This window comes from Nocardioides sp. InS609-2 (assembly GCF_023208195.1).
Classification (GTDB): Bacteria; Actinomycetota; Actinomycetes; order Propionibacteriales; family Nocardioidaceae; genus Nocardioides.
Window position 1 is genome coordinate 2,999,647 of the sequence record NZ_CP060034.1, and the last position, 19,984, is coordinate 3,019,630.

20 protein-coding genes and 2 pseudogenes are annotated in these 19,984 nt (G+C 69.0%); 8 read left to right on the forward strand and 14 right to left on the reverse strand.

What is annotated here, in order from left to right:
- Positions 1-123 precede the first annotated feature (123 nt).
- Positions 124-1,221 carry an IS630 family transposase gene (locus H4Q84_RS15545; protein ID WP_248579990.1) on the reverse strand — a complete coding sequence of 366 codons (1,098 nt, stop codon included), beginning with the start codon at positions 1,219-1,221 and terminating at the stop codon, positions 124-126.
- Positions 1,222-1,353: 132 nt separating this feature from the next.
- On the opposite strand from H4Q84_RS15545, the pseudogene H4Q84_RS15550 reads away from it, so the two are divergent.
- Positions 1,354-2,748: pseudogene (locus tag H4Q84_RS15550) on the forward strand (IS1380 family transposase); the annotation flags it as partial.
- Positions 2,749-2,940: 192 nt separating this feature from the next.
- Here H4Q84_RS15550 and H4Q84_RS15555 read toward each other — a convergent pair.
- Entirely contained in the window at positions 2,941-3,561 is a 621-nt protein-coding gene (locus H4Q84_RS15555) for a LysE family translocator (RefSeq protein WP_248579991.1), read from the reverse strand.
- Positions 3,562-3,681: 120 nt separating this feature from the next.
- Here H4Q84_RS15555 and H4Q84_RS15560 point away from each other — a divergent pair, with 120 nt between their 5' ends.
- Positions 3,682-4,134, forward strand: a complete 453-nt coding sequence (locus H4Q84_RS15560; RefSeq protein ID WP_248579992.1) for an Lrp/AsnC family transcriptional regulator — start codon at positions 3,682-3,684, stop codon at positions 4,132-4,134.
- A gap of 67 nt (positions 4,135-4,201) precedes the next feature.
- On the opposite strand, the pseudogene H4Q84_RS15565 reads toward H4Q84_RS15560, so the two are convergent.
- From H4Q84_RS15565 to H4Q84_RS15590, 6 genes and pseudogenes are all read right to left on the reverse strand, one after another.
- A pseudogene (locus tag H4Q84_RS15565) lies at positions 4,202-4,342 on the reverse strand (IS3 family transposase); the annotation flags it as partial.
- Positions 4,343-4,377: 35 nt separating this feature from the next.
- Positions 4,378-4,737, reverse strand: coding sequence for an SDR family NAD(P)-dependent oxidoreductase (locus H4Q84_RS15570; RefSeq protein ID WP_282580252.1), 360 nt, complete (start codon positions 4,735-4,737; stop codon positions 4,378-4,380).
- Positions 4,738-4,769: 32 nt separating this feature from the next.
- Complete coding sequence (locus H4Q84_RS15575) at positions 4,770-5,489, reverse strand: DUF4386 domain-containing protein (protein ID WP_248579993.1); 720 nt, start codon at positions 5,487-5,489, stop codon at positions 4,770-4,772.
- A gap of 426 nt (positions 5,490-5,915) precedes the next feature.
- Positions 5,916-7,439 (reverse strand): cation acetate symporter, encoded by a 1,524-nt coding sequence (locus tag H4Q84_RS15580; protein WP_248579994.1) that lies wholly within the window; start codon positions 7,437-7,439, stop codon positions 5,916-5,918.
- 52 nt (positions 7,440-7,491) lie between these two features.
- Positions 7,492-7,869 (reverse strand): hypothetical protein, encoded by a 378-nt coding sequence (locus H4Q84_RS15585; RefSeq protein ID WP_248579995.1) that lies wholly within the window; start codon positions 7,867-7,869, stop codon positions 7,492-7,494.
- A complete protein-coding gene (locus H4Q84_RS15590) occupies positions 7,866-8,606 on the reverse strand; it encodes a LytTR family DNA-binding domain-containing protein (protein WP_248579996.1) in 741 nt (246 codons plus the stop codon). The genes H4Q84_RS15585 and H4Q84_RS15590 overlap by 4 nt, the downstream gene beginning before the upstream one ends.
- 123 nt (positions 8,607-8,729) lie before the next feature.
- On the opposite strand from H4Q84_RS15590, the gene H4Q84_RS15595 reads away from it, so the two are divergent.
- Complete coding sequence (locus tag H4Q84_RS15595) at positions 8,730-9,824, forward strand: DUF262 domain-containing protein (protein ID WP_248579997.1); 1,095 nt, start codon at positions 8,730-8,732, stop codon at positions 9,822-9,824.
- Between the two features lies 1 nt (position 9,825).
- Positions 9,826-10,479 (forward strand): MAE_28990/MAE_18760 family HEPN-like nuclease, encoded by a 654-nt coding sequence (locus H4Q84_RS15600; RefSeq protein WP_248579998.1) that lies wholly within the window; start codon positions 9,826-9,828, stop codon positions 10,477-10,479.
- Positions 10,480-10,492: 13 nt separating this feature from the next.
- Here H4Q84_RS15600 and H4Q84_RS15605 read toward each other — a convergent pair whose 3' ends face one another.
- Complete coding sequence (locus H4Q84_RS15605; protein WP_248579999.1) at positions 10,493-11,602, reverse strand: histidine kinase; 1,110 nt, start codon at positions 11,600-11,602, stop codon at positions 10,493-10,495.
- Between the two features lie 73 nt (positions 11,603-11,675).
- Complete coding sequence (locus tag H4Q84_RS15610; RefSeq protein WP_248580000.1) at positions 11,676-12,965, reverse strand: hypothetical protein; 1,290 nt, start codon at positions 12,963-12,965, stop codon at positions 11,676-11,678.
- A gap of 108 nt (positions 12,966-13,073) precedes the next feature.
- Here H4Q84_RS15610 and H4Q84_RS15615 point away from each other — a divergent pair, with 108 nt between their 5' ends.
- Positions 13,074-13,712 carry a hypothetical protein gene (locus H4Q84_RS15615; RefSeq protein ID WP_248580001.1) on the forward strand — a complete coding sequence of 213 codons (639 nt, stop codon included), beginning with the start codon at positions 13,074-13,076 and terminating at the stop codon, positions 13,710-13,712.
- Here H4Q84_RS15615 and H4Q84_RS15620 read toward each other — a convergent pair.
- The 3 genes from H4Q84_RS15620 to H4Q84_RS15630 form a co-directional block, all read right to left on the reverse strand.
- Positions 13,709-15,040: a hypothetical protein gene (locus H4Q84_RS15620; RefSeq protein WP_248580002.1), complete on the reverse strand. Its 1,332-nt coding sequence runs from the start codon at positions 15,038-15,040 to the stop codon at positions 13,709-13,711. The genes H4Q84_RS15615 and H4Q84_RS15620 overlap by 4 nt on opposite strands.
- Positions 15,041-15,235: 195 nt before the next feature.
- Entirely contained in the window at positions 15,236-16,567 is a 1,332-nt protein-coding gene (locus tag H4Q84_RS15625) for a hypothetical protein (RefSeq protein WP_248580003.1), read from the reverse strand.
- Between the two features lie 24 nt (positions 16,568-16,591).
- Entirely contained in the window at positions 16,592-17,437 is an 846-nt protein-coding gene (locus H4Q84_RS15630) for a class I SAM-dependent methyltransferase (RefSeq protein WP_248580004.1), read from the reverse strand.
- Between the two features lie 27 nt (positions 17,438-17,464).
- Here H4Q84_RS15630 and H4Q84_RS15635 point away from each other — a divergent pair, with 27 nt between their 5' ends.
- Genes H4Q84_RS15635 through H4Q84_RS15645 form a run of 3 tightly spaced genes read left to right on the forward strand, consistent with a single transcriptional unit; the run spans position 17,465 to position 19,307 of the window.
- Entirely contained in the window at positions 17,465-18,187 is a 723-nt protein-coding gene (locus tag H4Q84_RS15635; RefSeq protein ID WP_248580005.1) for an oxidoreductase, read from the forward strand.
- 39 nt (positions 18,188-18,226) lie between these two features.
- Positions 18,227-18,832: a hypothetical protein gene (locus H4Q84_RS15640; protein WP_248580006.1), complete on the forward strand. Its 606-nt coding sequence runs from the start codon at positions 18,227-18,229 to the stop codon at positions 18,830-18,832.
- Positions 18,777-19,307, forward strand: coding sequence for a hypothetical protein (locus tag H4Q84_RS15645; RefSeq protein WP_248580007.1), 531 nt, complete (start codon positions 18,777-18,779; stop codon positions 19,305-19,307). The genes H4Q84_RS15640 and H4Q84_RS15645 overlap by 56 nt, the downstream gene beginning before the upstream one ends.
- Here H4Q84_RS15645 and H4Q84_RS15650 read toward each other — a convergent pair.
- Positions 19,294-19,932, reverse strand: coding sequence for a hypothetical protein (locus tag H4Q84_RS15650; protein WP_248580008.1), 639 nt, complete (start codon positions 19,930-19,932; stop codon positions 19,294-19,296). The two genes, H4Q84_RS15645 and H4Q84_RS15650, sit on opposite strands and share 14 nt — an antisense overlap.
- Positions 19,933-19,984: the final 52 nt, after the last annotated feature.

Here is a 19,984-nt window from a genome sequence, read left to right on the forward strand (position 1 = left end):
CATGGAGATCCTTCGAGAGAAGTCCCGAGACACAAAAGGATCCCCACCGCCCCCCGGGAATGGCGCGAGTGTTCGGATTATTAGGTAAACCGCACTGCCAGTCAATCGGATCACGGAAGTTGTCTAGTGGCGCGGATTTGAAGTTGTTGGACGGTTGGCCTTCTTGAGGATCTCCTCGGCGGTCTTGGTCCAGACGAAGGGGTGGGAGCGTTCGTTCCAGCCATCGATGAAGGTGCGGATCTTGGTGTTGAGGTCCTTGACGGACTTGAACACGCCTCGGCGGATGGCCTGGCGCTCGACGATGCCGAACCAGACCTCCACGAGGTTCATCCAGGAGGCGTGGGTCGGGGTGAAGTGCACGACGAACCTCGGGTTGGCTGCCAGCCACTCGCGGACGTTCTTGTGCTTGTGGGCGGCGTAGTTGTCCATCACCAGGTGCAGCTCGACCAGGTCGCCGGCCTCGTCGACGACTTCGCGGTAGGCCCGTTCGATCTGCTTGAGGAATGCCAAGAACTCTTGGTGTCGGTGCCGCGGCTTGAGTGCCGCGGTGACCTGCCCGGTCGCGATATCGAGAGCAGCGAACAGGGTCGTGGTGCCGTGTCGGTAGTAGTCGTGCGAGCGGCGTTCGATCCTTCCTTCCTGCATCGGCAAGATCGGCACCGTCCGGTCCAGCGCCTGGATCTGGGACTTCTCATCCACACACAGCACGATCGCGTTCTCCGGCGGCGCGAGATACAGGCCGCAGATGTCGGTGACCTTGCCGACCAGCTCGGGGTCGGTGGAGAACCGGAACGACTCGGCCTTCCAGGGCTTGATCCCGTAGGCCCGCCAAGCCCGCTGGATCGCCGATGGGCTCACCCTGAGTCGGGCCGCCAACAGCCGAGACGACCAGTGTGTCACCCCCAACTTCTTCGGCGGCGACTTCAACGTCTCGGCCACGATCTGGCGGTGATCCAACGACCGCGGACGACCCGGACGAGGAGCATCACGCAGTCCCGCGATGCCGCGGTCCTGATACCGGCCACGCCAGTTCAGCACCGTCGTCACCGTCGCGTCAGTCAGCTCAGCGATCCGCGTGTTCGCCACACCGTCCGCGGCCAGCAACACGATCCGTGCTCGCTTCGCCGCCGAGGCACCGAACCTGTCGGATCGCGTCCATCGCTCAAGTTCGTCACGGTCACCAGCACGAAGGGTCAACGCCGGTGCAGGTCGATTCGCCACACCCAGATGATTTCAGATCCCAAACCATCTAGCAATTAACGACGCGCACCACTAGCCCGGATCATTCACGGGTCGGTGGCCTGATCGGCGTGTAAAAGCACGGAAGTGCCTGCCCAGCAGGGGAAGCTTGGGATTGCGACGTCTCAAGATCTCCAACCGGAAGGCACTCCGCAGGTGAAGGGTAGTTCGTGGTCGAGTGGGTTGTCAGTAACTGGTGGCGGGACCGGCGTGGTGGCCCACGCCGGGAGTGTCGGGCTCCGTCTGGTCGGCGACCGGACGGGGCTGACTGACCAGCTCTCGAAGGCCCTCGCCCGGCGCTCGTTCGTGCCGGTCCATGACCGCGGCCGGGTCCTGGTCGATGTCGCGGTAGTGATCGCCGATGGCGGTGAAGCGATCGCCGACATCGACGTGCTGCGTCATCAGGGCGGGGTTCTCGGCACTGTCGCGTCGCCGCCGACTGTGTGGCGGACGCTGGCCGAGATCACCCCGGGCCGGTCGCGGAAGATCGCGACTGCGCGTGCCCGGGTCCGCCGCCACGTCTGGTCCCAGTTCCCGGACGGTTGCCGGCCAGCAAGGTCGCCGGCACCGACCTCGGGCGCCACTGTCGTGCTGGATGTCGATGCCACGATCGTGGTCGCGCACAGCGAGAAGGAGAACGCTTCGCCGACCTTCAAGAAGACGTTCGGATTCCATCCGCTCGGGGTGTGGTGCGACAACAGCGGTGAGTTCCTGGCCGCGCAGTTGCGGACCGGGAAGGCCGGGTCGAACACCGCCGCCGACCACATCACTGTCCTGACTGAGGCGATCGCGCAGGTCCCGGCCGCGCACCGCAAGGACCTGCTGATCCGCGCCGATGGCGCTGGGTCTTCCCACGCTCTATTGGACTGGCTCACCGACCAGGGCAAGGTCCGTGGCCGCAGGCTGGAGTACAGCGTGGGGTTCGCGATCACCGAGAAGATCCGCGAGGCCATCAAAGTTCGTCCCGAAGAAGGTCTGGGCCCCGGCCACTGATGCTGACGGCGGTGTCCGCGCCGGCGGCGATGTCGCCGAACTGACCGGCCTGCTCGACCTCTCCTCGTGGCCCGAGGAGATGCGGATCATCGTCCGCAGGGAACGGCCGCACCCCGGCGCCCAACTATCTCTGTTCGAAGAGCGCGACGGGTGGCGCTACCAAGCGATCGCCACCAACACCAAGGTTGGCCAGCTCGCATTCCTTGAGGCCCGTCATCGTGCCCACGCGCGGGTCGAGGACCGCATCCGCCACGCCAAAGATTCGGGCCTGGGCCGGTTCCCATCGCGGGAGTTCATGATCAACCAGGCCTGGCTGACCGCGGTCACGATCGCCGCCGACCTCATCGCCTGGACCCGGCTGCTCGCCCTGACCGGCGACGCAGCTGTGCTCGCCACTTCGAACCGAAAGCGCTGCGCTACCGGTTCCTCCACGTTCCTGCCCGCCTGACCCACAGTGCCCGCCGCCGACACCTGAAGATCCCTGAGTCCTGGCCCTGGGTGGCCGCGATCGTCGCCGGTCAGGGCGAGCATCGCCGCGATCCCACAACCAGCCTGACCAGCCCCGCCCGCCCACGACATCACCCCCGGGAGAACCGCAGCCCGGCAGCGCCAGCCGGCGCTGCGCCCTACCCCTCATCACCACCCAGGGCCACCAGGACGATCACGCCACCGACGGCCTCGCCGTACCGGCTTCATGAAAGACCGGGGCTAGTAGGCGAGCACGGCCTCTGCCAGCAGGGCGAGGCCGATGACGATCATCGCCGCGCCGGAGAAGCGCGACACCGCTCGGGCGGCGGATGGCCTGGCGCCGAGCACGACTCGCGCGGAGGCGCCGACGCCGGTATAGACGACGGCGCACCCGGCCACGTGGACCAGCCCGAGCACCAGGATCTGCGCCGTCAGCGGCCAGCCGGCGTCCGCGTCGGTGAACTGCGGCAGCAGCGCCAAGAAGAGCAGGAACACCTTGGGGTTGAGCCCGCTGATGCCGAACCCCTTCGCTGCCTGGCGCGCCCAGGAGCCCGGCGTCGGCGCGGCATCGGCGCTGGGGCTCGCCGGGTTCCGGACGGTAGCGATCCCCAGCCAGACGAGGTACGTCGCCCCGGCGGCGGTCAGGGCGGCCATCAGTGCGGGTGAGCGGGTCAGGAGGCCGGCCACCCCGGCGGCGACCGCGAGGGTGGCGGCGACGTGACCGGCCAGGAGCCCGCCCACTGCGGGCAGCACGGTGCGGTGCCGCAGCCCGGCGGAGATCGCGTACGCCCAGTCGGCCCCCGGGGTGATGACGAGCAGCAGCGAGACCGCCCAGAACGCCGCAATCGTGCCCATCGCCATGGCGTCTCCTCCTGGGTGATCAAACTTCTTGATGCCTCGGGAGGGAGATTAGAGGTGACTCGCCAGAATGTGCTGCCAAACTTTGTTGTCGGGGCGGTCGGATGAGCAAGAATGTTGACCATGGACGCACTTGACCGTCAGATTCTTGCCGAGGTCCAGCTGGACGGCCGGCTCACCATCACCGAGCTTGCCGAACGCGTCGGTCTCAGCGTCTCGCCCTGCCACCGGCGTCTGCGTGCGCTCGAGAAGTCCGGCGCGATCAGCGGCTACCGCGCCCACCTCGACGCCGAGGCCTTGGGCCTGCAGTTCGAGGCGCTCGTGTTCGTGACCATGCGCGGGGCCGACCGGGAGACGGTCGATGCCTTCGAGCAGGCCGTCGTCGCCGTGCCGCAGGTCGTGCAGGCGCAGCGCCTCTTCGGTGACCCCGACTACCTCCTGCGGGTCGTCGCCGCCGACCTGGCGGCGTTCCAGGGGCTCTACGACGACCGACTCACCACCCTGCCCGGTGTCGGCCGCCTCAGCTCGACGCTCGTGATGAAGAGTTTGGTGGCCAACCGGCCGCTGCCGCTGTGATGCGACGAGCGCTCTCAGGACAGACGTGACGGCGAGGATCCCGACTCCGAGAGCCTGGTGCGGTCGTCCGGCGCTCCGACTCCTTGCCGACACGGAGTTGCTTGGCCCCGGCCTGTGAGGCGGCCGCCAACGTCGGGTACTCATCACGATGGTCGTTCACCAGACGAACCGCTCTGGCCTTCAGTGCCGGATCGATCTGCTTCGGCATGGTGCTCATCCTCCCGGACTCAAACAGGAGCGGCATCAAGGTCGCAGTCGATGAGCTGACGCCGGCGCTCTTCGGTCAGGTCCACGGACGGACGGGGTAGCCCTGTCCTCCGGCGAAGGCGACCAGGACGTCGACGGGGCCGAGCTGGGATTCGGTGTGCTGGCGCGCGTCGTCGAGTGCCGCGGCATCGGTGCGTCTGCGACGGCGCCGATGCAGGAACCGCCGGCGGTGGTGATCTCGGTGACGACCAGGTCCAGGGTGTCCTTGTCGCGGCCGACCACGCAGACCTTGGCTCCTTGGGCAGCGAAGGCTCGGGCGGTCTGTGCGCCGATGCCGCGAGATCCGCCGGTGATGAAGACGACCTTGCCGTTGAGGTCGGTGTACAGGCCAGGCACCTGAGAGCTACTCCTTGCGTGGCGTGGTGCCGTCAGGAGGCGGCGGGCTGGGTCTGGTCCTTGGAGGTGGTCCGGGGACGGGCGCGGGGCATCAGGGCGGCAACGAAGATCAGCCACAGGGTGCCGCCGAAGCGGACGAGCGGCAGCAGGTAGGCGAAGCCGGGGGCCAGAAGGGTCAGGATGGCGACCAACCCGACGGCGGCCAGGATCAGTCCCGTCACGGTGATGGCACGCGGCAGCAGTCCGGCCATCAGACCCGTGACGGAGATTCCGGCGATGAACAGGGCGTACATGACCACGTGGCCGGGGCCGCCCGACAGGAACGACAGGTCCGCGAGCGCGCGGGCGAGGGCCGGTGAGGCGTCCGCCGGCAGGCGGCCGCCGGTCCAAGCGAACATCGCGGAGAGGGTCAAGGCACTGGCTGCCAGTACACCTCCGACGAGGGTGATCGCCGACCCGGGCGCGGTGATGCCGAGCGCGCGCAGTCGCCGGTAGAGCACCGCGGCGGACAGTGCCAGCGGCAAGGCGGAGCTGAACAGCAGCAGGGCGCCGACCTTGATCGCGGTGCCGTGGGCCTGGGCGTAGTGCAGGACCACGGCGCCTGACGCGTCAGGGTGCGGGGTGGAACTGTTCACGATGACGTAGGCCACGGTCAGCACGGCGAAGGCAAGGACGGGGGCAAGTAGCGGCGGCCCGGACTGCGGGCGGCGGGGGCGAGCCTTCGAAGGCTGGGGGGCCGGGGCGACGGTCATGGTTCCTCCTGGGTAATTCATGCACACGAGACAATGATTCCATATTGGAACGATTCTTAGACGCTACCATAGCGGCATCACCTGAGCCGTGCGAACGGGACGCCTGCGCCCCGTGTCGGGCGCCGCCTTCCTGCTGGCCCGGCTGGGTGCACGGGGCCCAGCTCTTCGCACAGCGGATCGCCGAACTCGATCTGACGCCCGCGCATGGCTGTGCGCCAGTTGGTCCGCACTCCCGGCCGAGTCAGCGTGAACTCGCGGACGACCTCGGGATGCCGACCAGTCGCTTCGTTCCGTTCGCCGACGAGCTGGGGGAGCGTGGGCTCATCGAGCGCCGCAGGAACACCAGCGATCCGCCTGTATGCCCTGACCAAACCGGGTCGACGCCAGCTGACGCCGAGGTTGGCACGCGAGTCCGCGACGACCACCTCACCCCCGATCCAGCGACACGGCCTCCGGCGTGTGCAGGCGCACCATGAACCTCCCGGCATGGGCGGGCGCGGAGTCCCGGGTGGCCAGACTGACGACCACCATCGTGGCGACGGCGGCGGGGACGCTCCAGGCCGCCGGCTGGCCGAGGAGTACGGCGGTCCAGCCGGTGGTCTCGCTGGTGCCGAGGGTCCAGGCGACCCCGAGGCCGGACCCCAGGCCACCGACCGCGAGACCGGCGAGGGCGCCCCGCGCGGTGAGGCCGCGCCACCAGATCCCGAGCACGAGCAGCGGGCAGAACGTCGAGGCGGAGACGGCGAAGGCCAGGCCGACGGCGCGGGCCACACCGACTCCGGGCGCGACCAGCGCGAGCACGCACGGCACCGTCACGGCGATCACCGCGCCGACCCGGAAGGCGGTCACCCCGCTCAGCCGGCGCTCACCGAACCGCCGGCCCGTGACGTCCTGTCCCAGCACCCCGGCGACGGCGATGGCCAGGCCGGACGACGTGGAGAGGAACGCGGCGAACGCGCCGGCGGTGACGAGTCCGGTCAGCAGTTCGCCGCCGATCCCCGGCACCATCAGTCGCGGCAGCTCGAGCACCAACGCGTCCGACCGGCCCGACGCCGCGATCTCGGGCGCGTAGATGCGCCCGAGGGCGCCGTACACGGGTGGCAGCAGGTAGAAGACGCCGAGCAGGGCGAGCACCGCCAGGGTCGTACGGCGCGCGGCGCGGCCGTCGGGGTTCGTGTAGAACCGCACGACCACGTGGGGCAGTCCCATCGTCCCGAAGAACGTCGCGAGGATCAGCGAGTAGGTGACGTAGAGGCCCTCAGAGCCGCCGTTGCCGAGCGGCAGCGACCAGACGTCCGTGCCTCCGGGCGCGCCGTCGCCACTGGGCCGTGGGGCTCCGTCGCCGAGCCAGATCGACAGCAGCACGAACGCCGGGATGAGCAGCGCGGTCAGCTTGAGCCAGTACTGGAAGGCCTGCACGAACGTGATGCTTCGCATGCCGCCCGACGTCACGTTGACGACCACGACGAGCCCGACGATGACGGGCCCGAGCCAGGTCGGCGCTCCCGTTGCCGCACTCAGCGTCAGCCCGGCGCCCTGGAACTGCGGCATCAGGTACAGCCAGCCGATGGCCACCACAAGCACCGAGCAGGCGGTACGCACGGCCCGAGAGCCCAGCCGTGCCTCGGCGAAGTCGGGCAGTGTGTAGGCACCCGACCGCCGCAGCGGGGCGGCCACCAGGACGAGCAGGACGAGGTAGCCGGCGGTCCAGCCGACGGGATACCAGAGCATGTCGGCGCCGAAGACGAGCACGAGCCCGGCGACCCCGAGGAAGGACGCGGCCGAGAGGTACTCACCGCCGATTGCCGACGCGTTGAGCCTCGGTCGCACCGTCCGCGAGGCGACCAGGAAGTCGCTCGTGGTGCGGGAGAAGCGCAGCCCCCACGTGCCGATGGCCAGCGTCGCGATCGTGACGAGGGTGACCGCGACGATGCCGGGCAGGGCGTTCATCCGGGGTCCCTGTTCGAAGCGGAACGAAGGGAGCATTCGAATGGGGTGGTCTTCATCTCTCGACCTCCTCGACCAACGCGGCGAAGTCACGCTCGTTGGCTTCCGCCGCGCGCACGTAGCGCCAGCCCAGGAACAGCAGCCACGGATAGACGAGGAACCCGATCAGCAGCCAGGACAGCGGGATCCCCCACAGCCGCACGGCCGCGAGCCCGGGAAGGAGGTGGAAGACCAGCGGCAGGCTGCCGACCGTGACGGCGAGCAGCGCCAGGATCCGCAGCGCCAGCACGCCTTGCTCACGCAGCAGCGAGCCCATGTAGATCGCGCCGACCCGGGTGCCAGCATCGATCTCGCCGGTGCCCGCCCGCCGTGGGGGAGTACGCCGCCGCGTCGGCCCGGTGACCCGGACCCGCTCCGGCGGCTGCTCGCTCACGGCGTACGCCGGGTCAGCAGCTCGCGCAGCTCGCGGGTGTGGCGGCGGCTGACGGCGAGCTCCTGCGGCGAATCCGCGTCGCCGACCACGACGCTGGCCCGGCCCTGCTCCATCCGGAGCTCGCGCACGTGCGCCAGCGCGACCAGCAGCGAGCGGTGGATCCGCACGAATCCGGCCGGCCCCCACTCCCGCTCGAGTGTCGTCATGGGGGTGCGCAGGAGGTGGGAACCGCTGGCGGTGTGCAGCCGGGCGTAGTCGCCCTGCGCCTCCACGTAGGTGATGTCGGCCCGGTCGATGAAGCGGGTGACGCCGCCACGTTCGACGGCGATGGAGGTGTCGTCGGAGGGCTGCGGGTGGCGGCCGCCCTCGACCACGCGTCGTACTGCTTCGGCGAGACGATCCTCGCGCACCGGCTTGAGCACGTAGTCGACGGCGTCGAGCTCGAACGCGTCGACCGCGTGCCCGTCGTGGGCCGTGACGAAGACGATCGGAGGCGGCTCCTTGAAGCGTGACAGCACCTGCGCCAGGTCGAGACCCGAGAGACCGGGCATCGAGATGTCGAGGAAGACCGCGTCGACCGCGGTCTCGCGCAGCACGCGCAACGCCTCGGTGGCGGAGTCGCAGGTGAGCACTCCGCCGATGCGGGCGTCGCGGTGGAGCAGGAACGAGAGCTCGTCGAGGGCCGGGCGCTCGTCGTCGATGACCAGCACGTTGAGCTGAGTCGGCTCGTTCCTCATCCCGCCACTCTCGCATGGGGAAGTCGGTGCTAGCAGGTAGCCTGTGGCAATTCATCAGGTGTCGCCGCGAGGCGGCTGACGGGTTCGGATCGAGACTCGTCCACGGCTCGGAGGACGATTCAGATGTCTCTGCAGGAACAGATCACAGCTCGGGCGCGCGAAATTCGCACCGATGGTTACGGGATGTCTATCGGCGAAGTGCTTAGCCTCTATCGCGACCAAGACATCGACATTCATCCGGAGTTCCAGAGAATTTTCCGCTGGAAGGACGCGCAAAAGTCCAAGCTGATCGAGTCGATCCTCCTTGGCATCCCGATTCCTCCCATTTTCGTTTCCCAGCGGTCAGACGGAGTTTGGGATGTCATCGATGGCGTCCAGCGCCTATCTACCATCCTCGAATTTGTGGGTGAGTACATGGACGAGGATGGGAACAAGCAGCCTCCTCTTCGACTAAATGCTGGCGAGTACCTCACGGAGCTCGAGGGCTACCGGTACGACCAAGCCGGTTCTGCGGCGGACTCGGTATTCGACGATTCGTTGCGACGCGACTTTAAGCGAGCCAAACTCGACTTTAGAATCATCACCAAGGAGTCGGACGACAGTGCCAAATACGACTTGTTTCAACGACTAAATTCCGGATCGGTACTCTCTCCGCAGGAGGCACGCAATTGCCTCATGGTCATGATTGACCGGAAGATGTATCAAACAGTGGTCAGCTTGGCCGATAGAGAAGACTTTAGAGCGTGCGTGCCTCTCTCAGAGCGCCAAGAAGAGCAGGCATATCGACAAGAGCTCGTACTCAGATTTTTCTGTCAGGAGGATTTTCACGGAACTAGTACAGAACTGCCTAAAGAGTATGGCGAGTTCCTGACCGATTGGATGCGCAAGGCCGCTGATGTTCCTGGTTGGGGAATGGATGTTGAACTGTTCGACCGGACTTTCAAACTGTTGGCGGAATCGCTAAGCGAAGATAGCTTTCGTCGTTGGGATGGGAACAGGCATCTTGGACCATTCTCGATCTCAAGTTTCGAGTTCGTCACCACGGGCGTCGCGGCCAACGTAGACACTTGGGAGGGCCGTTCGTCCGAAGACTTGGAGGGACGGATCAACGAGATGTGGGACGAGCCAGCGTTTCGCACTAACTCCGGGACGGGGATTAGTCCTAGGAGGCGGGTTCCGAAACTAATCAACGAAAGCCGCACGTTCTTTGGTGTCTAGAATGTCTCCACATACAGACCAAGACTTCCAACAACGACTAGATGATGATATTGCTTGGCGACGAATCGAGTTGGCTTCGCTTGCATCGCAATTAGATTCGGCCCGCAAGGCAGGGACAGTTTCGCCAGCGACGCGGGCCTTATCCAGGGCGCTCAGCGCCATGCTCTACGCCCATTGGGAGGGGTATGTTAAGAACGCTTTCGATGCGTATAGCAAACTCCTTCACCAACGCAAACCGAAGGTTGTAGAACTAGCAGATACTCTCTTGGAGTCCCACATGATTCAGCTGATGAGGCGCCTCGATTCGGGTGATCAGAAGGCTCGTGCGGAGATTTCCGAAATTGTGAGACAAACGGGCCAGCCGCGCTTGAACCTTGGGCGTGCGAAGCTTGTCGATACAAAGTCGAATTTGCGTAGTCAAGTTCTGAAAGAGATCTTGCAGAGTCTTGGGGTCTCCAACGAAAGTTTCGAGACCAAACAACGCCTCATAGACGTGGTCCTCTGCGACCGGCGCAACGAGATTGCACACGGTCGCGCGAACTTCCCGCCGCCAGTCGAAGTTCTAGAGCTGGTATCGCAAGTCTTGGGCATGATGGAGGAGATCCGTGACTTGGCGATCTCCCAGGTGACGACTAAGAGCTACTTGGCGTCCTGAGCCGGGCCACCCGTCACGTGTGGACTCCCGGGGCGAACTTCGGCACTCGCACGATCACCTTGGTGCCGGCGCCGGGCGCGGTCTCGACCACTAGACCGTAGTCGTCGCCGAACGCGTTGCGCAGCCGCCCGTCGACATTGCCGAGGCCGACGGAATCGAGCTCGGAGTCGCCGGCGAGCGCGCGCCGTACCTTGTCGGGGTCCTCGCCGACGCCGTTGTCCTCGACCTCGATGACACACTCCTGCCCGATGTCGCGGGCCACGATCTGCAGCCGGCCGACACCGTCGGAGCCCTCGAGCCCGTGTCGTACGGCGTTCTCGACGAGTGGCTGGATGCACAGGAACGGCACCGCCACCGGCAGCACCTCCGGCGCGATGCGCAGCGTCACCTCGAGCCGGTCACCGAAGCGCGCCTGCTCGAGCATCAGGTAGCGCTCGACGGACCGCAGTTCCTCGGCCAGGGTCGTGAACTCGCCGTGCGAGCGGAAGGAGTAGCGGGTGAAGTCGGCGAACTCCAGCAGCAGCTCGCGCGCCCGGTCCGGGTCGGTGCGCACGAAGCTCGCGATCGCGCCGAGCGAGTTGTAGATGAAGTGCGGGCTGATCTGGGCCCGCAACGCGCGCACCTCGGCCTCCATCAGCCGGGTGCGCGACGCGTCGAGCTCGGCGAGCTCGAGCTGGCCGGAGACCCAGACGGCGACCTCGTGGGTGGCGCGCACCAAGCTGCCCGTGGGGTACGGCGCCAGCGCGATGAGGGTGCCTACCACCCGGTCCTCGACGGTGAGCTGGGTCGCCACTGCGTGTCGTACGCGGCAGCCCGGCAGGTCGCAACCGAGGTCGGCGACCCGGGCGGTGTCCTGGTCGAGCGCCGAGGCCACGAGATCGGGGACCTGCACCTCGTGGTGGCTGCCGACGCCGTCCCAGGCGAGCAGCCCGGCGGTGTCCGTGAGGGCGAGCGCCGGGGTGTCGAGCAGGGCGCGCAGGTGCGGCACGGCGCGCTCCGCGCTGGCCGTCGTCAGGCCTTCACGGAGCGCGGGCGCGGCCAGCCCGGCGGTGTGGAGCGTGCGGAACGTCGCCCGGTCGGCGTCGGTGCCCAGATGGGTGCGACGCCAGCTGCGGGGGCTCATGGGAGCAAGGTACCCATGTCGTGCTGGTTGAGGACGGGCGAAGTCCCGTCTCGAAACCCCGCGGTCGGGTGCCTCAGGACTCGCAGCTCTTGCGCTTCTCCGCGCGGCACTTGTCCTTGTTCTTGCGACCGTCGGCCTTGTCGGTGCCCTTGCCGCCGATCAGCACGTCCTTGCCGCTGGTGCCGATCACCTTGTCGTGACCCTTGCCCCCGACGAAGCGGGCCTTCGGCTTGCAGGCCAGCGCACCCGACGAGCCCTCGATGTAGTCCTTGCCCTTGAGGCCCTTCCCGACCAGGTTGCAGCCGCGCAGCAGCAGGCGATTGGCGTCGCTGCTGCCCTTCGCGGTGGCACTGGTGGCGGTGAGCGTGGCGTTCTTGAAGTTCACGACCGCCGCCTCACCGAACGTGCTCGGGTCGCCGACGTCGAAGCGGCCCGCCGTCAGGTCCACCGAGAGGGTGCTCGCCGGCGACGTCGCCACGAACGTGTTGGTGCCCAGCCCGCCGTCGTACACACTGCCGATGGCGGTCTCGGGGTCGATCGTCACGAAGTCGTTGCCGGCGCCCATCGAGACCGAGGCCCGGCCGTGCGGGGTGAGCGTCGCCGGGTCGGAGATGTCGAGCGTCTCGGCGGCATCGCTGCCGAGGAACTGGAAGGTGCCCTCGGTGGGGATCAGGTCGAACTTCTCCATCGACGTCCAGTTCAGGATGTTGCGGTCGCCGCGGCGACCGACGCCGTTGGTGTTGTTGAGGATCCAGTCGCCCTTGCCGGACAGGTCGAAGTAGACGAGGTCGTAGCCGAGACCGCCGGCCACCGCGCCCGCCCGGAGCGCCTCGCTGCCCTTGAAGTCGACTGCGTCGTCGCCGTCGCCCAGGTCGATGGTGTCGCCGTTGGGCTGGCTGGGGGCGCCGCTCACGACCACGTCGTTGCCGCCGTAGGTGAGCACCGTGTCGGGGTCGTCGTCGTTGGTCGCCGCCACCCCGAAGGTGGTGACCGTGTCGGCACCGGGTCCTCCGAAGAAGCGGTCCTCGCCCTGGCCGAGGTACGCCGTCACAGCGGCCCCGCCCGACCCGACGGCGTCGACGGTGTCGCCACCGGCTGCCGCGTCGACGTACGGCGTCCCGCCGGTGACGCAGATCAGGTCATCGCCCGCCAGCGCACTCACGACGCTCGCGCCGTTGGTCACCATGACGTCGCGGTCGGCGGTGCCGGCGAGCGGCAGGCCGGGTGTGCCGACCAGCGTGGCGTTGATGCCCCGGCACGTCTCGACCTTCGCCTCGGCGACGGTGGCCACGCTGAGACCGGCGACCAGGAGCGCTCCGGCGCCGCATCCTGTGGCGAGCCGGCTGATGGTCGAGTTCTTCATGGGTTCCCCCTGCCCGAGCGGACGTGTCGTGGTGCAACTTCATCACCTTGCCACGTAACGAGGCTTCTGGGCGACCCTGGCGCCGTGGGTTCTCCTAGAGTCAGCCCCATGGCACTCCTCCACCAGGCGACCCTGACTCCCTCCAAGCGCGAGCTGATGGACGGCTGGCTGCCGAGCCGCTCGTGGTTCCCCGGCACCGCAGACCTCGAGCCCATCGGGGCCTACCGAATCGACGACCCGGCCGGCGAGGTGGGCATCGAGGGCTTCCTGCTCGGCAGCCCCGACAGCCCTGAGCGCCCAGCGTTGCACCTGCCGCTGACCTACCGCGACGCGCCGCTCGCTGGTGCCGAGGCGTTCCTCGTCGGCACGATGGAGCACTCGGTGCTCGGGAAGCGCTGGGTGTACGACGCGTGCGGTGACCCCGTCTTCGCCAGGGCGCTCGCGGCCACCGTGCTGAACGGTGACCACGAGGCCGACCTGTTCATCGAGGTCGATGGCGAGATGCAGCAGCGCAAGCCCACCGTGACCGTCCGCGGCACCGGCACCGGCACCGGTGCCGGTGCCGAGATCGCCGACCTCGCCGAGGTCGTCGTACGTGACGTTGGCTCGACCACCGTGATCGAGGCCGGCCCGTTCGAGCTGGTCGTCGTGCGCGTCGTCGGCACCGACATCGCCGGGGACGAGACGTTGGTGGCGCACTGGCCCGGCGTCGACACGGCCGTGCTGGCCGGCGTACGGCGCCGCTAGCGACGCTCGCACCGGGTCCTCTTCTCGGCCCGGCACACGTCGGTGCGGCCCCGACCGTCGGCCTTGTCGCGCCCGGCGTTGCCGTTCAGCCGGTCAGGCCCGAGGGATCCGCGCAGCTGGTCGTGGCCCTTGCCTCCCGAGAGGCGTGCGCGCTGGGTGCAGTCGAACTTGAACGTCTCGAAGACCCCGTCGAACAGGGACCCCACCGAGTCGGGCCCGGCCCGTCCCGTGATCCGCATGCGGCAGCCCGTCGTGGACAGGGAGTTGCGGCCGGACGTGCCGCGGAGCGAGACGACGCGGGCGATCGCATGGGCGTTCTCGAAACCGGTGGCCGTGGCGTGCCACACGCCGTCCATCTGGAGGCGACCCATCGCCAGATCGAGGTCCAGGGAGCTCCGGTCGGTGGCCACGGCCAGGAAGTCGCGACCGCTGCCTCCGTCGTAGCCGCTCCGGGCGGCGCCGGGACTGTCGGTCCGGAGATCGTCGTCACCGCCACCGAGACGCACGGAGTTGACGCCGGCAGGCACGTTCTTCCCCGCCCTAAGAAGGGTCACGTTCTCGTCCAGGTCGCCACCGATGACCTCCACGTAGGAGGCCTCCGGCCCCACGCGGTTGACGTAGAAGTCCTCGAGGCCCGACCACTCCACCTGGGGCAGTCCGTTGCGCGTGCCCCGACCGGTGGCGTTGTCGAGCTTGAGACTCCCGCCGCCGACTGCGGTGCCGAGGTTGTCTTCCCCGACTCCGGCGTCGATGCGGCCCACGGCGGTGCCCCCGGCGCCACGCCAGGTGATGCCGTCGTCGCCCGCGCCGAGGTCGATGACGTCGAGGTTGTGGGCCGTGTCGTCACCGCTGTTCACGCCGTCGCTGCCCGGGCCCGTGGTGATGGTGTCGGGCTCCGAGTCGGTGGCGGTGATGAAGTCGGCGCTGATGGTCCCGGCAACGACGCTGTCGCTCTTCGGGCCGCCGTAGAACTGGTCCGAACCCTCGCCGAGCACCGCCTGGGCGGCCCACCCGCCGGCCCCCGTGCCGTCGACCACGTCGGCGCCCGGGCCGGTGGCGATCTGCACCGACTGGAAGTTGCCGCCGGAGAACGTGCGCCCTGTGACGCAGACCAGGTCGTCGCCGCCCAGGGTGTTGACGAGCCGCGCGTTGTTGGTGACGACGACGTCGCGGCCCTGGGTGCCGGTGAGCGAGGCCTCCTCGGAGCCCACGATCGTGGCGGCCTCGCCCCGGCAGGTCTCGGCCGCGGACGCCGGAGTCGCGGGTACGGCGGTCAGTGTGGCGCCGACGGCGATGGTGAACGTGAGCAGGCGACGTACTGACGCCATGAGGACCCCCTGAGAGTCGGGCCGCTCATCGGAAGTCGATGAGCAGCATGTTCGTCGGTGCCGTCCGAGGTGAACGGTCCGAAGTGTGATGCGTCGTCTCCGGAAGAAGTTGTCTCCGACGACTCATCGCCGATGATGCCGTGGTCGATCAACGGTGCGCGGCAGCACTTCGCGACGTACGGACGTACGACGCCGTCACCGACGCTCGCACTTCGTCCTCTTCTCCGTCCGGCACATGTCGTTGCTGCCCCGGCCCTCGGCTGCGTCTCGTCCCGTGTTGCCGATCAGCCGGTCGGGGCCGCGGCTGCCGCGCAGGGTGTCGGGCCCGCGGCCACCGGAGAAGCGCGCGTGTTGGGTGCACTTGAAGAAGAACCGCTCGAAGATGCCGTCGTACGCCGACCGCAGCAGGTCCTTCCCGCCCCCGCCCACGATGACCTGCCGGCAGCCGGTGGTGGTGAGCGAGTTGGCCCCGTCGGTGCCGCGGATGGACACGGTGCGCGCGAGGAGGTGTGCGTCCTCGACGCCGCTGACGCGGCCCCGGGCCTGACCTCCCACGTCGAGGCCGCCGCTCCTGAGGTCCAGGGCGAGCGGGGATGCGGCGGACCCGATCACCAGAAGGTCGCGCCCGGTGCCGCCGTCGTACGCGCTGCCGGGGGCGCCGGGCACCTCTGAGCGGAAGGTGTCGTCGCCCGCGCCGAGGTCGACGCCGACGCGCCCGGCCGACCTCATGCCACGCGCTGCCAAGAAGGTCACCTCTTCGTCCGCTCCGCCGCCGACGACGTCCACCGCGGTCGGGGTCGAGACGATCGACAGGAGGTGGAAGACCTCCAGGCCCGACCACCCGGCGAACGGCTGGCCGTCGCGGGTGGATCGACCCGCGGCGTTGTCGATCCGGACCGCATCGGTGCCCACGGTGACGCTGAGCGTGTCGCGTCCCTCGCCGGCGACGATGGACCCGACGGAGGCGGCACCGGCCCCACTCCAGCTGAGGTAGTCGTCGTCCGCGCCGAGGTCGATCGAGTCGAGGTTGGCCAGCGCGTCGCCGCCGCTGGCCACCGAGTCGGGACCGGCGCCCGTGACGACCGTGTCGGGCTCGGTGTCGACGGTCTTGTTGTAGTCGGCGCTGACGGCGCCTGCGGAGACGTGGTCGCTCTTCGGCCCGCCGTAGAACTGGTCGGAACCCTCGCCCAGCACCGCCTGCGCGGACCAGCCGCTGGCCCCCGTGCCGTCGACCACGTCCGCACCGGGACCGGTGGCGATCTCCACCACGTCGAAGTTGCCGCCGGAGAACGTGCGCCCCGTGACGCAGACCAGGTCGTCGCCGCCCAGGGTGTCCACGGCCGTCGCGTTGTCGGTGACGACGACGTCGCGGCCCTGGGTGCCGGTGAGCGAGGCCTCCTCGGTGCCCACGATCGTGGCGGCCTCACCCCGGCAGGTCTCGGCAGCGGACGCTGGAGTCGCGGGTACGACGGCCAGGGTGGCGCCGAGTGCGAGAGTGAAGCTGAGCAGGCGGCGTACTAGTGCCATGGGTCCCCCAGAGTGTCGGTCCGTCTACCGGAAGTCGATGAGCAGCATGTCTGTGTCGGTGCCGTCCGAGGTGAACGGTCCGAAGTGGGACGCGTCGTCGTCGGCAGAAGTTGTCTCCGAAGGCTCATCGCCAGGGATGCCGCGGTCGATCACCTGGGCGCGGAAGCACCGGGCGACGTACGGGAGCTGCATGCCGTCCATGCCGCGGCCGAAGTCCTCGTAGAACGCCAGGATCTCGGCGAACTTCGCCGCGCGCGCGTCGTCGTCGAGGGTGGAGATGCTGGGCCGGGAGGCGGCGAGGTCGACGATCGACTCGCGGTTGATGTCCTGCCAGTGCCGGAACTCGGCCCCGTCGACGAAGCCGAACAGGTCGGAGCACTTCAGGGCGCCGGCCGGGTCGTCGCCGGAGTCCGTGCCGCCCAGGAGGGCGCCGAGGCGGCGCACCCACGGGATGCGCTCGTCGCGGTAGTTCCAGACCAGCGCGAGATGGCCGCCGGACTTGAGCACCCGCGCGATCTCCGGCAACGCCCTCTCGTGGTCGAACCAGTGGAACGACTGCGCGCACACGACCACGTCGACCGACCGGTCGGGCACGGGCAGGTCCTCGGCGCCGGCGACGGAGGTGCGTACGTCGGGCAGCCGCTCGGCCAGCACCGCCAGCATCGCCTCGTCGGGGTCGGTCGCGTGCACGTCGTGCCCCTGCCCGGCCAGTAGCGCGGTGAGCTTGCCCGTGCCGGCGCCCACCTCGAGCACCGAGCGGCCCGGCCCGCCGGTGAGCCACTGACCGGCCTCTGCCGGGTAGCCCGGCCGGCCGCGGTCGTAGGCGCGCGCATCGGAACCGAAGGAGAGTGCAGGCTGTCGGTCGGTCATCTCCTGCAGGCTACTAGCGTTCCCCGCGTGACCACCGACCCACTGGCCTGGCTGACCTCACTCGAAGGCGTGCCCTCGTCGTACGCCGCGGTGCGCGACGGCATCGATGCCCTGCTCCGCGACCGCGGTCTCCGTCGTACGCCGCCGGAGATGACCGCCGAGTCGTTGCTGCGCGGCGCGCACGCGTCGGCCGTGCTGGAAGGGTCGGCGTCGTCGCTCGAGGACGTCCGCGCCGGGGCCGGCGACGCGATCGCGACCGACGCGGTGCGGCTGTCGTCGGAGCTGCTCGGCCTGGCGCCGTCACTGTCCCGTTCGCCGTTGCAGGCGCTGGCGCGGATCCACGCGCTGGCGGCCCAAGGATCCGTGGCCGACGACGTACTCGGGCGCCCGCGCGACGCCGCGTCGGCCGACCGGCTGCGTGCCCTGTCTGACCTCTTGCTGACGCCGACCGAGGCGCCGGCGCTGCTGGTGGCCGCGGTCGTGCACGCCGACATCGCCTCGGCGGCGCCGTTCGCGTCGCACAACGGCCTGGTGGCGCGGGCCGCCGAACGGCTGGTGCTCGTCTCCCGCGGGGTCGACGAGAAGTCGCTGATCGTGCCCGAGGCGGGGCACCTGGCGTTGCGGGCGGAGTACGAGTCGAACCTGGTCGGCTACCGCGACGGCGGGCAGCGCGGCGTGCACGCGTGGGTGATGTACGCAGCGGAGGCCTATGCCGCCGGGGCCGACGCGAGCCCGCTGCGCACCGATTGACCCTTGCGCCACCGGCTCGCACCACGGTTGGGTGAGCGGATGCGCAGACTTCTCGGGGCCCTCACCGCCCTCATGCTGACCATGGTGCCCCTCGCCGCCTCCGCTTCCGGACCCACGCCGACCGGGCCGTCGAAGGACGACGTGTCCTGGAAGCGCGTCGACATCGACACCGACCAGGGCCTCCGCGGCCTCGACGCCGTCTCCGCCAAGGTCGCCTGGGTCGCCGGCAGCGACGGCGGCGTCTGGCGCACCGTCGACGCCGGCAAGACCTGGAAGGACGTCACGCCCGCCGCCCAGATCCTGGCGTTCCGCGACGTCGAGGCCACGTCCAAGAAGACCGCGCTGGTCCTGGCGATCGGTCCCGGCGAGGAGTCGCAGATCCTGCGCACCGACGACGGTGGCGAGTCCTGGGCGACGGCGTTCGTCAACGACGAGCCGACCGCGTTCTACGACTGCATGGGTATGCCGCCCCAACGGCAAGGACGGTCTCGCCCTCAGCGACCCGGTCGAAGGCGAGATGCGGCTGATCCGCACCAGGGACGGCGGCAAGTCGTGGACCCGCGTCGACGCGGCCGGGCTGCCCGCGCCGGTGGCCGACGAGTTCTACTTCGCCGCGAGCGGCACCTGCCTGGTCACCTCGGGTGACCGCGACGCGTACGTCGTCAGCGGCGGTGCCGCGGCTCGCGTCCTCCACTCCACCGACAAGGGCCGCAGCTGGAAGGTCGCCGACTCCACGCTCGCTCCGGGCGATGCCGCCGGCGCGTTCTCGATCGCGGTGCGCGACGAGGCGCAGGGCGTGCTGGTCGGCGGCGACTTCGAGCAGGAGACCGAGGGCACCGACCGGTCGGCGTACCTCTCCGGCAAGGGGAAGTGGAAGAACGGTGGCGACCTGAGCGGCTACCGCTCCGGCGTCGCCTGGCTGCCGGGCACCGCGGCGGTCGCCGTGGCCGTTGGTCCGTCGGGCAGTGACCTGACCGTCAACGGTGGCCGGACGTGGAAGAAGTTCTCCAGGGCCGACTTCGACTCCGTCCAGTGCGCGGAGAACGCCGAGGGCGCTGCGTCGTGCTGGGCGTCGGGCGCAGACGGTGCGGTGGGGCGGCTGAAGGTCAGGACGCGCTGACTAGCGTCGGCGCCCGACCCGCACCAGGACCGCGCGGGAGAACGACGGGGAGAGGTCGACCTTCGAGCACGGGACCCACGCCACGGGCGTAGAACTTGTTCTCGAGGACCGTGGGCTCGAGCGGCGTCGTGTTGGCGGTGTGCAGGAGGTGGCGGAAGAAGCCGGCCGGCACCTTGACGGCTTCGCTGCGGGCGAGGATCACGGCCCGGTCCTCGGCCACACCCGCGCGGAACTCCTCCCGATACGCGCAGCCCGGCCGCGGCCGCCCGGGCAGAAGCACCCCGGCGTACGCGCCGTCGACACCGTGCCGCCACGATCCCTCGGTCGAGACGGTGCCGTCCTCGTCGTAGGCGTGGGTGTGCTCGCCGAGGTACCACAGCGAGCCGCCGGAGTCCTGGGCGTACCAGTCGAGGGTGTCCTCGATGATGCGGCCGCTGGAGCGGACGACGTCGTGTACGACGCGCGCCTCGACGCCTTCGATCAGCGTCGTGCGACGGGTCACCGTGACGGTGACGCGCTGGGTCTCGCCGTCGCCGTGCTCGACGAAGTGCCATACCGTGCCCGGCCGCATCGGCCAGTAGGGATGGTCGATCCGGGTCGTGAAGTCGGCCGGGTCCAGCCGCACCGGCTCGCCTCCCCGGGGAAGCTGACCGCATCGATCAGAGGTGCCCTCGAGA